Source organism: Ramlibacter paludis (assembly GCF_022012305.1).
Taxonomy (GTDB): Bacteria; Pseudomonadota; Gammaproteobacteria; order Burkholderiales; family Burkholderiaceae_C; genus Ramlibacter; species Ramlibacter paludis.
On the sequence record NZ_JAKLTM010000001.1, the window covers coordinates 211,682 to 223,484 of the forward strand.

Annotated in this window: 13 protein-coding genes; 7 read left to right on the forward strand and 6 right to left on the reverse strand. The window is 68.1% G+C overall.

The features are described 5' to 3' along the window. Positions 1 to 7: 7 nt before the first annotated feature. From LZ009_RS01070 to LZ009_RS01095, 6 genes are all read right to left on the reverse strand, one after another. Positions 8 to 1,018, reverse strand: coding sequence for a sugar phosphate isomerase/epimerase family protein (locus LZ009_RS01070; protein ID WP_275696028.1), 1,011 nt, complete (start codon positions 1,016 to 1,018; stop codon positions 8 to 10). 2 nt (positions 1,019 to 1,020) lie between these two features. Then, positions 1,021 to 1,950, reverse strand: a complete 930-nt coding sequence (locus tag LZ009_RS01075; RefSeq protein ID WP_430300196.1) for a substrate-binding domain-containing protein — start codon at positions 1,948 to 1,950, stop codon at positions 1,021 to 1,023. A gap of 104 nt (positions 1,951 to 2,054) precedes the next feature. Further along, complete coding sequence (locus tag LZ009_RS01080) at positions 2,055 to 3,053, reverse strand: ABC transporter permease (protein ID WP_275696030.1); 999 nt, start codon at positions 3,051 to 3,053, stop codon at positions 2,055 to 2,057. Beyond that, on the reverse strand, positions 3,034 to 4,518 hold the full coding sequence (locus tag LZ009_RS01085) for a sugar ABC transporter ATP-binding protein (protein WP_275696031.1): 1,485 nt from the start codon (positions 4,516 to 4,518) through the stop codon (positions 3,034 to 3,036). The genes LZ009_RS01080 and LZ009_RS01085 overlap by 20 nt, the downstream gene beginning before the upstream one ends. Next, positions 4,515 to 5,684 carry an ROK family protein gene (locus LZ009_RS01090; protein ID WP_275697091.1) on the reverse strand — a complete coding sequence of 390 codons (1,170 nt, stop codon included), beginning with the start codon at positions 5,682 to 5,684 and terminating at the stop codon, positions 4,515 to 4,517. Before LZ009_RS01090 ends, LZ009_RS01085 begins: the two co-directional genes overlap by 4 nt. Positions 5,685 to 5,863: 179 nt before the next feature. After that, positions 5,864 to 6,949, reverse strand: a complete 1,086-nt coding sequence (locus LZ009_RS01095) for a class I SAM-dependent methyltransferase (RefSeq protein ID WP_275696032.1) — start codon at positions 6,947 to 6,949, stop codon at positions 5,864 to 5,866. A 17-nt stretch (positions 6,950 to 6,966) separates the two neighbouring features. Here LZ009_RS01095 and LZ009_RS01100 point away from each other — a divergent pair, with 17 nt between their 5' ends. The 7 genes from LZ009_RS01100 to LZ009_RS01130 are packed head-to-tail and all read left to right on the forward strand — an operon-like array spanning position 6,967 to position 11,792. Next, entirely contained in the window at positions 6,967 to 7,716 is a 750-nt protein-coding gene (locus LZ009_RS01100; RefSeq protein WP_275696033.1) for an SDR family oxidoreductase, read from the forward strand. Between the two features lie 5 nt (positions 7,717 to 7,721). Next, positions 7,722 to 8,090: a dihydroneopterin aldolase gene (locus tag LZ009_RS01105; protein ID WP_275696034.1), complete on the forward strand. Its 369-nt coding sequence runs from the start codon at positions 7,722 to 7,724 to the stop codon at positions 8,088 to 8,090. A 59-nt stretch (positions 8,091 to 8,149) separates the two neighbouring features. Further along, entirely contained in the window at positions 8,150 to 8,317 is a 168-nt protein-coding gene (locus LZ009_RS01110; protein WP_275696035.1) for a hypothetical protein, read from the forward strand. A 37-nt stretch (positions 8,318 to 8,354) separates the two neighbouring features. After that, positions 8,355 to 9,275 (forward strand): tRNA 2-thiocytidine(32) synthetase TtcA, encoded by a 921-nt coding sequence (gene ttcA / locus LZ009_RS01115; RefSeq protein ID WP_275696036.1) that lies wholly within the window; start codon positions 8,355 to 8,357, stop codon positions 9,273 to 9,275. 34 nt (positions 9,276 to 9,309) lie between these two features. Next, positions 9,310 to 9,924: a DUF4136 domain-containing protein gene (locus tag LZ009_RS01120; protein WP_275696037.1), complete on the forward strand. Its 615-nt coding sequence runs from the start codon at positions 9,310 to 9,312 to the stop codon at positions 9,922 to 9,924. A 58-nt stretch (positions 9,925 to 9,982) separates the two neighbouring features. Continuing rightward, entirely contained in the window at positions 9,983 to 10,627 is a 645-nt protein-coding gene (locus LZ009_RS01125) for a histidine phosphatase family protein (protein ID WP_275696038.1), read from the forward strand. Then, positions 10,596 to 11,792, forward strand: coding sequence for a DSD1 family PLP-dependent enzyme (locus tag LZ009_RS01130; RefSeq protein WP_275696039.1), 1,197 nt, complete (start codon positions 10,596 to 10,598; stop codon positions 11,790 to 11,792). The genes LZ009_RS01125 and LZ009_RS01130 overlap by 32 nt, the downstream gene beginning before the upstream one ends. The last annotated feature ends 11 nt before the right edge of the window (positions 11,793 to 11,803 follow it).

Below are 11,803 nucleotides of genomic sequence, written 5' to 3' on the forward strand. Positions count from 1 at the left end.
CCTGCGGTCACTGGTTCTCCCGGGCGAAGGCGGCGTCGAAGGCGCCGCTGGCGGCAGCCGGAAAGTCGAGGCGCCGGCTGAAGGCAGCGCTCTCGGTCGCGCCGTGCACGCGGTCCATCCGGCTGTCCTCCCACTCCACCGACAAGGGGCCGGCATAGCCGATGTCGTTGAGCGCGACGATGATGGATTCGAAATCGACCATGCCGCGACCGACGCTGCGGAAGTCCCAGTGGCGGCGCGCATCGCCGAAGCTGGTGTGGCCGCCGAACACGCCCACGGTGCCGTCGCCCTTGCCCCACCACACGTCCTTCATGTGGACGTTGTAGATGCGATCCGGGAAGGTGCGGAGGAACTTGACGTAGTCGACGCCCTGGTAGGCCAGGTGGCTGGGGTCGAAGTTGAAGCCGAAGCGCTTGTGGCCCTTCACGGCCTCGATCGCGCGCTGCGTCGATGCGATGTCGAAGGCGATCTCGGTCGGATGCACTTCCAGCGCGAAGTTGACGCCCTCCTGCTCGAAGGTGTCGAGGATGGGCGTGAAGCGCCGGCCGAAGTCGGCAAAGCCCGCGTCCCAGTATTCCTGCGTCGTCGGCGGAAAGGCGTAGGTGGCGTGCCAGATCGAGGAGCCGGTGAAGCCGGTGACGGTCTTCACGCCGAACTTCCTGGCGGCGCGCGCGGTGTCGGCGAGTTCCTTGGCCGCGCGCTGCCGCACGCCCTCGGGGTCGCCGTCGCCCCAGACGTGTTGGGGCAGGATGGATTGGTGGCGCGCATCGATCAGGTCGCAGACTGCCTGGCCGACCAGGTGGTTGCCGATGGCCAGCGAGGTGAGGCCGTGCGACTTGAGCAAGGCCCATTTGTCGCGGCAGTAGGCATCGCTGCGCAAGGCCTCCTGCACGTCGAAGTGGTCGCCCCAGCAGGCCAGCTCCAGGCCGTCGTAGCCCATGCGCTTCGCAAGCGGCGCGAGTTCGGCCAGGGGCAGGTCCGCCCACTGGCCGGTGAAGAGGGTGATGGGGCGGGCCATGGTCAGAACGGCGAGTTCGGGAAGTAGAAGTCCTTCGCGTTCTGCTTCGTGATCAGCACCGAGGGCACGATGTTGTTCGCGGGCAGCTTCGCGCCCTTCAGGCGCGCTTCGCCGGTCATCTTGATGGCGTCGTACATGAACTTGGGCGAGTAGGACACGTTGGCCTGGATCAGCGGGTCGCTGCCGTCCATCAGCGTCTTGATCGCGCCCTTGGCGCCGGCGCCGCCGAACACCAGCTTGATGTCCTTGCGCTTGGCCTGCTCGATCGCCTTCAGCACGCCCACGGCCATGTCGTCGTCGGCGGCCCAGATCGCGTCGATGTGCTTGAAGCGCGTCAGGTAGTCCTGCGTGACCTTGAAGGCGTCGTCGCGGTTCCAGTTGCCGTGCTTGGCGTCCAGCAGCTTGATGCCGGGATAGTTCTTCATCACGGCGTTGAACGCGTCCATGCGCTCGTTGTCCAGCGTGGTCGGGATGCCGCGCAGCGCGACGATCTCGCCCTTGCCGTTCAGCGCCTTGGCGATGTATTCGGCCGGGATCTTGCCGAAGGCGGTGTTGTCGCCGGAGACGTAGGCGTCCTGCGCGCTCGGGTCGGTGAGGCCGCGGTCGACCACGGTGACGTAGATGCCCTTGGCCTTGACCTGTGCCACCGGCTTGGTGAGCGCCGCCGATTCGAAGGGGAACACGACCAGCGAGGTGATCTTGTTGACCGTCACCAGGTCCTGCAGCTGGTTGGCCTGCTCGGAGGCGTTGGCCGCCGTCTTCACGATCACCTGGATGTTGGGGTTGGCCTTCTCCAGGTCCTTCTTGGCTTCGTTCGCCCAGTACACGGCGCCGGCCATGAAGCTGTGGGTGGCCGCGGGCATGGACACGCCCAGCACCTCCTTCTTGGCCTGCGCCAGGGCGGCGGGCGCCACCGTCAGCATCGCTGCCATCGCCGCGGCGCCCAGCGCCAGCCTGCGGGTGAATTTCGTCATGGTTGTCTCCTTGGGGTTGCGTAAGAAGCGGCCTTGCGGCTGCGGTGGAAAAACACGGTCCTTCATCGCCGCCCTCGCTGCAGGAAGGCGACGACGATGATCACGAAACCCTGCACCGCCGCATTCAGGTAGACGCTGATGATGCTGGTGAGGTTGAGGATGTTGTTGATGACCGAAAGCAGGATCGCGCCCACCACGGTGCCGGCGATGCTGCCGCTGCCGCCCTTGAGCGCCGTGCCGCCGACGATGACGGCCGCGATCGCCTCCAGCTCCCACAGCAGGCCGGTGGTGGGCGAGGCCGAGCCCAGGCGCGGCACGTAGAGCAGCGTGGCGATGCCCACGCACAGCCCGAGCAGCATGTAGGTGAAGATCTTCACCTGGTCGACCGACACGGCGGCATAGCGCGCGACCTGTTCGTTGGAGCCGATCGCCTGCACGTAGCGTCCGTAGGCCGTGCGATTCAGGATGAAGCCGCCGGCCAGCGCCACGAGGGCGAAGACCCACACCGGGAAGGGCACGCCCAGCAGGCTGCCGTAGTAGACCGGCGCGTAGACGTCCGCCAGCGCGTTGTCGAGCGTGATCGCGCCGCCGTTGGCGAAGTAGGTGAGGTAGGCGCGGAAGATCCCCAGCGTGCCCAGGGTGACGATGAAGGGCTCGATGCGGCCCTTGGTGATCAGCAGCCCATGCGCCAGCCCGAATGCGGCGCCCAGCACCAGCGCCAGCAGCATGCCGATGGCCACCACCAGCGCGGGCGACGCAATGGTGCCCGCCGCGTGGTTCATCACCAGGATCACGCAGCCGGCGATCAGCGCCGCCATCGAACCGACCGACAGGTCGATGCCGCCGCTGATGATCACGAAGCACATGCCCACCGCGATGATCCCGATGAAGGCGGTGCGGGTCAGCACGTTCAGCGTGTTGTCCAGGGTGGCGAATTCGGCGTTCAGCAGCGTGCCGGCGATGCACAGCAGCACCAGTCCCGCCACCGGGCCGAAGCCGTGCAGCTTGCCCCACAGGGCGGCGGCGCGCGCCGGGCGCGATTCAACGGGTTCCGGTGGCATGGGCGATGAGTTCCTCTTCGGTCAGGTGCTCGTCCTGCAGGGTGGCGGTCAGGCGGCCGCCGCGCATCACGGCCACGCGGTGGCACAGGCCGATCAGTTCGACCAGCTCCGACGAGATCACGACGACGGCCTGGCCCTCGCGCGCCAGGCGCTGCACCAGGAAGTAGATGTCCCGCTTGGCGCCGACGTCGACGCCGCGCGTGGGCTCGTCCAGCACCACGACGCGCGGCTTCGGCTGCAACACCTTGGCCAGCGCCAGCTTCTGCTGGTTGCCGCCGGAGAGCGACGAGGCCCTGGACCGCAGGTTGCCGGTGCGGATGCCGAAGACTTGCACGGCTTCGGCCAGCGCCGCTTCTTCCTTCTGCGGCGACAGCACCGGCGCGGCGTATTCGCGCAGGTTCATCAGGGTCAGGTTCTCGCGCAGGCCGAAGTCGACGTGCAGGCCCTTGCCCTTGCGGTCTTCGCTGAGGTAGGTGATGCCTTCGTTGGCTGCATCGCGCGGATTGCGCAAGTGCACGACCTTGCCTGCTACGGCCACTTCGCCGGCGCTGGAGGCGCGCAGACCCAGCAGGCCTTCGAACAATTCGGTGCGGCCGGCGCCGACCAGGCCGGCGAAGCCGAGGATCTCGCCCGGACGCACCTCGAAGCTCACGTCCTGCGCCCAGCCGGGCACGCTGAAGCCGCGCACCTGCAGCATGGGTTGCGCGGCGGGCGCGGGCTCCTTGGCGGGGAACAGGTCGGAGATCTCGCGCCCCACCATCAGGTTGGCCATGGCGTGGCGCGTGAGTTCGGCCGTCGGCCGCCGCGTGACGAACTGGCCGTCGCGCATCACGATCACCTCGTCGGTCACCTTCTCCACTTCGTCCAGCTTGTGCGAGATGTAGACCAGGGTCACGCCATCGGCCTTCAGCTGCGCCATCAGCGCGAACAGGCGCTGGGTTTCGCCGGGCGTCAGCGTCGCCGTCGGTTCGTCCATGACCAGGAGCCTGGCCTTGCGCGCCAGGGCCTTCGCGATCTCGACCAGCTGCTTCTCGGCGACGATCAGCTGCCGCACGCGGGTGTCGGGGCTGGCAACGAGGCCCACCTGCTTCAGCACGTCCTCGGTCGCCTTGCGCATCGCGTCGTCGTCGAGCAGCCAGCCGCGGTTCTTCTCGTGGCCCAGGAAGATGTTCTGCGCGATGGTCAGGTCTTCCGCCAGGTTGAACTCCTGGTGGATCAGCACGATGCCTTGCGCTTCCGCCTCGCGCGAGCTGCGGAAGCGTTGCGGCTGGCCGTTCACCAGCACCTGGCCGCTGGTGGCTTCGAGGTAGCCCGCCAGGATCTTCATCAGCGTCGACTTGCCGGCGCCGTTCTCGCCGAGGAGGCCCGTGACCTTGCCCGGCGCGATCGCGAAGCTCACGCCATGCAGCACCTGCACCGGACCGAAGTTGCGCGTGAGGTCCTTGAACTCGATGCCCAGGCTCATGGCCGCGCTCCATGCAGCTTGAGCGACTCCTGCATCGCCAGCGCGCCGGCGCCGACGATGCCGGCCTGGCCGCCCAGCGGCGTGTACTGGATCTCGAGGTGCCGCGTCGAGAGCGCCAGCGAGCGGTGATAGACGCTTTGCCGCACCGAGGCCAGGAACAGCGGGCCGATCTGCGTGACGCCGCCGCCGATGAACACGTGCGAGGGATTGAAGAAGTTCACCACCGAGGCGAGCATCTGGCCGATCAGGCTGCCGGCCTTCTGGATGATCGCGTTGGCGGCGGCATCGCCGTTGCGGCTGGCCTGGCCGACGTCGACTGCGGTGAGCTTGCCGTTCGCGCGCAGGATCTCCGCCAGCGCGGGGCTTTCGCCGGCTTCGGCGGCGGCGGTGGCCAGGCGCGTGATGGCCGGCGCCGCCGCCATCGCCTCGACGCAGCCGAAGTTGCCGCAGTGGCAGCGCGGCCCGGCCTGATCGACGCAGATGTGGCCGACGTCGCCCGCGGAGCCGTTGGCCCCGCGGTAGACCTCGCCGTGGCAGACGATGCCGCAGCCGATGCCGGTGCCGACCTTGATCACCATGAAGTTCTGCAGCCCGCGCTGCAACCGCCACAGTTCGCCCAGCGCCATCAGGTTGACGTCGTTGTCGACGAACACCGGCGCGGCAAAGGCCTCGCCCAGGTAGTCGCGGATGGAGAAGCTGTCCCACTCGGGCATCAGCGGCGGGTTGACCAGCTGCGCGCTGGCGAAGTCCACCGGGCCCGGCACGCCCATGCCGACGCCGATCACCTTCCTGGCCGACAGGCCGCATTGCGCCAGCAGCTCGCGCATCACGTCGCGCACGCGCGCCAGCACGACGCCGGGGCCGGCGCGCACGTCGGCGTCTTCGGAGTGGCGTGCCAGCACGGTGAGGTCGGGCCGCATCACGGCCACGTCGAGGCTGGTGGCGCCGAGGTCGACGCCGATCACGGCGCCCAGGCCTTGCGCGAGTTGCAGTGTTTCGGGGCGGCGGCCGCCGGAAGAGGCTTGCAGGCCGGTCTCTTCGAGCAGGCCTTGTTCGATCAGGCCGGCAGCCAGCGCGTTGGCCTTGCTCTTGGAGCACTCGAGGCGGTCGGCGAGCGCATTGCGGGAACTGCCCAGCGACCAGAACACGGTCTGGAGCACGTCCATCTCGGCGGCCGAAAGCTGGTCCCAGCGGGTCACGCTGTTGTCTCCTGTTGTGGTTCGGATGCTAGGAGGGCCACTTTAGCCGGGCAAGCGCGATCTTCGGCCAAATCGTGGCCGAAGTGATACGGACCTGTCATCCCCGGCTAGCCCCGGGATCCAGTCCAGTTACCGACCCAGCTGCCTCACAACCGCGCCGTGCGGTCGCCGTTGCGGAAGCCCACCGCGTCCCAGAACGGCCCGCGATGGAAGGCCATCACCTTGAAGATCTCCCCCATCTCGTGCTCGGTGATCAGCCGCTGCGCCGCCGTCCGCTCGGCCAGCGACGCATGTTCCAGCTTCTGCACCAGTCCGCAGTTGATGAGGAAATGCGCCTGGGTCGTGTAACCGAGCACCGGCAGCCCGGCCTCCTGCGCCGCCAGCGCGATGCCCGTGAAGTCGACGTGGGCGGTGATGTCCTTCTCGCCAGGCGATGCCAGCGGATCGGGATCGGCCAGGTGGCCGCGGTGGCACATCACCGTGCCGGTGCTGCGTTGCGGGTGGTAGTACTCGGCCTCGGGAAAGCCGTAGTCGAGGAAGAACGCGGCGCCCTGCTGCAGGCGGTCCGCCATGGTCCGCATGAAGGCCTGCGCCTGCGGATGGATCTCGGTCAGGTAGTCGTGCGTGCCCTCGATCTCGATCGGCGGGCGCAGGTCCGTGGGCTGGTCGACCCAAGCGATGCCAGGTCCGACACCGCGCTCGTACCAGGCGCCGTCCTTGCGCACCAGCAGCTTCACCGGCATCGCATCCAGCACCTCGTTGCCCACGACGACGCCGGCCATCTTCTGCGGCAATTCGCTCACCCACTGCACACGCGCGCCCCACTTCGCGAGCGCCTGCTGCTGCCGCTCCCGCAGGCTCGCCGAGAGTTCGACGATGGTGTAGCGGCGGATCCTCTTGCCCAGCGTGTCCAGCAGCTGCATGGCCAAGGCGCCCGAGCCCGCGCCGAATTCGAAGACTTCGCGCGTCCCCGTCTGCTCGAGCGCTTCCTCGACCTGCACCGCCAGCGTCGCGCCGAACAGCGGCGTCATCTCCGGTGCCGTCACGAAGTCGCTGCCCGAAGCCGGCATGGCGCCGAACTTGCGCGAGGTGTTCGCGTAATAGCCGAGGCCGGGCGCATACAGCGCCAGCGCCATGTAGCGGTCGAAGGGCAGCCAGCCACCCGCACGTTCCACCTGCTGCGCGACCAGCTTCGCCAGCGCGCTCGTTACACTCGATGCATCTTGGTCCACTGCGCGATTGTCCGCGAATGAACGCAGCTCCCGTCCGCACCGTGCTCGTGACCGGCGCCGCCAAGCGGCTGGGCCGGGCGATCGCGCTTGAACTGGCGCGGGCCGGCTGGCGCGTGGCGGTGCACCATCGCGGCAGCGATGCGGCCCAGACCGTCGCCGACTGCGGTCCGCAGGCGAAGGCCTTCCAGGCGGACCTGTCCCAGGAGGCACAGGTGCGCACCCTGTTCGCCGCGGTGGTGCAGCACTACGGCACGGTGGATGCGGTGGTGAACAGCGCGTCCTTGTTCGAGCACGACAACGCCCAGAGCTTCGCCGCCGCTTCACTGGCGAAGCACATGGCCACCAATGCCGCCGCCCCGGTGCTGCTTGCGCAAGCGCTGCACGAACACGTGGCTGCACGCAATGGCGAAGGCGCGGTCGTCAACCTGCTGGACCAGAAGCTGTGGAACCCGAATCCGGATTTCTTCAGCTACACGCTGTCGAAGGCCGCACTGGAGTCGGCCACGACGCTGCTCGCGCAGGCGCTTGCGCCGCAATTGCGCGTGGTCGGTGTCGCGCCCGGGCTCACGCTGACGAGTCACCTGTTGTCGCAGGAGAAGTTCGAGCAGCTGCACAAACTGTCGCCCTTGGGCCGCTCTTCCACGCCCGAGGACGTCGCAGGCGCCGTGCGCTTCGCGCTGGAAAATCGCTCGATCACCGGCACAACCTTGCTGGTGGACGGGGGACAGCACCTCATGAAATTCGAACGCGACTTCTCGCTCATGTGATCAAAATGACCAAGGCCGGCACCCAGATCCTCACCCTCGAAGGCCTGCGCTTCGACGCCAACCTCGGCATCCTCGACCACGAGAAGACCGCGCCGCAGCCGATCCTGGTCGACGCGGAACTGAACCTGGGGACGCAGCCCCTGCTGCCCTCCGACGACGACATCACGCACGTCCTCGACTACCGCAAGGTGCGCAAGATCATCATCGACGAGTGCACGGCCACGCACGTGAACCTGCTGGAATCGATGATCGGCAAGCTGGCCCACCGGCTGATGCAGCTGCCCGGCGTGCTGGGGGTGCGGGTGCGCATCGTCAAGCTGGAAATCTTCGAGGACTGCGAAGTCGCCATCCGCGTCGAAACCGGCCAGTGGTGAATCGGGCATGGGACCTTGGTCCCACAGAAAAGCCCGCCCACCCTGACCAGAATGCGCGCATGAAGCGCGTCTTCGCCCTCCTGGCCCTGCTTGCCCTGTGCGCCTGCACCGCCACTTTCACCCCCGGCAGCACCAGCTTCGTGCGAACCATCGACGCGCCCGACAGCTGGATGGGCAATTTCTACAGCGGCTCCGGCCCCATGGGCGCCTCCGGCGGCGGGCCCTGAACGGCGCGTTCCGGGCCGGGGTGAGAAAATACGGCCCATGAGCGCCGTCTGGATAGAAAACGATCCCATCCCCCTCTCCGCCGATCGCAAGATCGAGCGCGAGAACCACAAGCTGGAAAAGCGCCTGTGCCGCCTTGTGGGCCAGGCGATCGGCGACTACGGGATGATCGCCGAGGGCGACAAGGTCATGGTCTGCCTCTCCGGCGGCAAGGACAGCTACGCGATGCTGGACGTGCTGCTCAAGCTGCAGAAGCGCGCGCCGGTGAACTTCGAGCTGGTCGCCGTCAACCTCGACCAGAAGCAGCCCGGCTTCCCCGAGCACGTGCTGCCGGAATACCTGAAGGCGCTGGGCGTGCCCTTCCACATCGAGGAGCAGGACACCTACTCCATCGTCAAGGACAAGATCCCCGAGGGCAAGACGCTGTGCAGCCTGTGCAGCCGCCTGCGCCGCGGCATCCTGTACCGCGTGGCCGACGAACTCGGCGCCACCAAGATCGCGCTGGGGCACCACCGCGACGACATGCTGCAGACGCTGTTCCTCAACATGTTCTTCGGCGGCAAGCTCAAGGGCATGCCGCCCAAGCTGGTGAGCGACGACGGCAAGCACGTGGTGATCCGCCCGCTGGCCTATGTGTCCGAGAAGGACCTGGTGCGCTGGGCCGAGGTGCAGGCCTTCCCCCTCATCCCCTGCACCTTGTGCGGCAGCCAGGAGAACCTGCAGCGCAAGCAGGTGGGCGCGATGCTCAAGGAGTGGGACAAGAAGTTCCCCGGGCGCCTCGACAACATGCTGCACGCCTTGCAGAACGTGGTGCCCTCGCACCTGGCCGATGGAACGTTGCACGACTTCAAGGGTCTGACCGCCGACGGCGTGCCGAGCCCGGACGGCGACAAGGCCTTCGACCACGAGGAATTCCCCGTGGCCCCGCAGCTGCCCGGCCTGCAGGTCATCAAGCTCTGAGGCACCGGCGCCTCGCACTCAGGAAGGACATCTGATGCGTTGCCTGACCACTCCCCTCACCGCCGCCCTCCTGGCGGTTGTCGTCCTGTCCGGCTGCGCCACCGGCTACACGCTGGACAACACCGTCCTCACCTTCTCCCAGCTGGCCGCCCCGCCCGCCCAGGCGGGCTATCGCTTCGAGCGCCTGCCTTCGCAACTGGCCGCGGGGCCGATGCAGGTCGCGCTGGAACAGACCGCCGAGCCGGCCTTGTCCAAGGCCGGGTTGCGGCGGGACGACACCTCGCCGCGTTATTCCGTGCAGGTCAGCGCGCGCGAGGAAGAAGTGCTCTCGCCTTTCGCCGACCCGTGGAGCTACCGCGGCGGCTGGGGTTGGGGCTGGGGCGGCGGATACGCCGGCCGCGGGATCGGCGTCGGCATCGGCAGTTCGATGTACCCGTCGCGGTTCGAGCAGCTGTGGTTCCGGCGCGAGGTGAGCGTGGTGCTGCGCGACCTGGGCACGCAGCAGGTCGTGTACGAGACGCGCGCCCTCAACGACGGCCCCTGGAGCGACGCCCGCGTGGTGTTCCCGCTCATGTTCGAGGCGGCCATGCAGGGCTTCCCCAATCCGCCGCCGGGGCCGCGCCGCGTCGACATCCACGTCGGCGGCTGAGAACACAAGTTATCTTTTTTTGCGGCAGGACGCAGGCCACTCCATACAATGGGCGGTTATGGAAGCGACTCGCATCATTGCCGTGCGGCATGGTGAAACCTCCTGGAACGTCGATGCGCGCATCCAGGGCCAGCTGGACATCCAGCTGAACGAAACCGGCCGCTGGCAGGCGCGTCGCGTCGGCCATGCGTTGTCGGCGGAGCAGATCGCCGCCATCTATTCCAGCGACCTGGGGCGGGCCCACGAAACGGCGCGCGCCATCGGCGAAGCCGCCGGCATCCCGGTGGTCGCGCATCCCGGCCTGCGCGAGCGCCGCTTCGGCATGTTCGAGGGCAAGACCTTCGACGAGATCCACGAGACCTGGCCCGAACACGCGCAGAACTGGCGCAAGCGCATGCCCGAGTGGGAGCCGCCCGAAGGCGGCGAGTCGCTGCTGCAGTTGCGCGAGCGCGTGACCCGCACCGTGAGCGACCTGGCCTCGCGCCACGCCGGCGAGCAGATCGCGGTGGTGGCGCACGGCGGCGTGCTGGACACGCTGTACCGCATCGCCACCGGCCAGGAAGTCAATTCGCCGCGCACCTGGCAGCTGCCCAATGGCGCGATCAACCGCCTGCTCTGGACCCCGCAGGGGTTCACCCTGGTCGGCTGGTCCGACACCCAGCACCTGGAACATGGCGCAGCCGACGAAAACACCTCTTTCTGAAGCGCTCAAGCGGCTCGTAGGGCAGCCGGTCAGCGCCATCGACACCCCGGCGCTGGTCCTCGACCTCGACGCCATGCAGCGCAACCTGAGCCGCATGGCGGAGTTCGCGCGCAAGCACGACATCCGCTGGCGCCCGCACGCCAAGATGCACAAGAGCTCCGCCCTGGCCAAGCTGCAGATGCAGGCCGGCGCGGTCGGCGTCTGCGTGCAGAAGGTGGCCGAGGCCGAAGTGATGGTCAACGGCGGCGTACCCAACGTCTACATCAGCAACGAGGTGGTGGCGCCCGCCAAGCTCGCGCGCGTGGCGGAGCTCGCGCAGCAGCTCGCCTCCAGCCACGGCCAGCTCGCGATTGCCGTCGACAGCCTGGAAGGCGTGCGGCGCCTGGCCGGCGCCATGAACGAGCGCCGGCATGGCGGCGGGGTGCCGGCGGTGATCGACGTGTTCGTCGAGATCGACGTCGGCCAGGGGCGCTGCGGCGTGCCGCCCGGCCGCGCTGCCGTCGAACTCGCGCACGAAATCCGCAAGCACCCCGCGCTGCGCTTCGCCGGCCTGCAGGCCTACCACGGCAAGGCGCAGCACCTGCGCACCGCACAGGCGCGGCGCGATGCGATCGGCGTCGTCGTGCAGGACGTGCTGTTCACGCGCAAGCAGATCGAAGCCGAAGGCGTGCCGGTGGAACTGGTGACCGGCGCCGGCACGGGCAGCATGGTCTGCGAAGCGGCCAGCGGCGTCTTCGGCGAGCTGCAGGCCGGCTCCTTCCTGTTCATGGACGCCGACTACGCCGCCAACGAGCGCGACCCCGCGCAGCCGCAGTTCGAACACGCGCTCTACGTCAAGTCGCGGGTGATGAGCTCGAGCCTGCGGCATGCGGTCTGCGATGCCGGCCACAAGAGCCACGCCATCGACTCGGGCCTGCCGACGGTGCTGACGCTGGAGCCGACCGGCGAGCTCGAATACGCCAACGGCGGCGACGAGCACGGCATCCTGCGTCCCAAAGGCGCCAACCAGCGCGTGCCCCAGCTCGATGACGTGGTCTGGCTCATTCCCGGCCATTGCGATCCCACCGTCAACCTGCACCGTTATCTGATCGGAGTCGGCGGCGGCATCGAGCGCGGCAAGGTGGAGAAAATCATCCGGGTTGACGCCAGAGGCGCGCTGACCTGAGCCGGATCAAA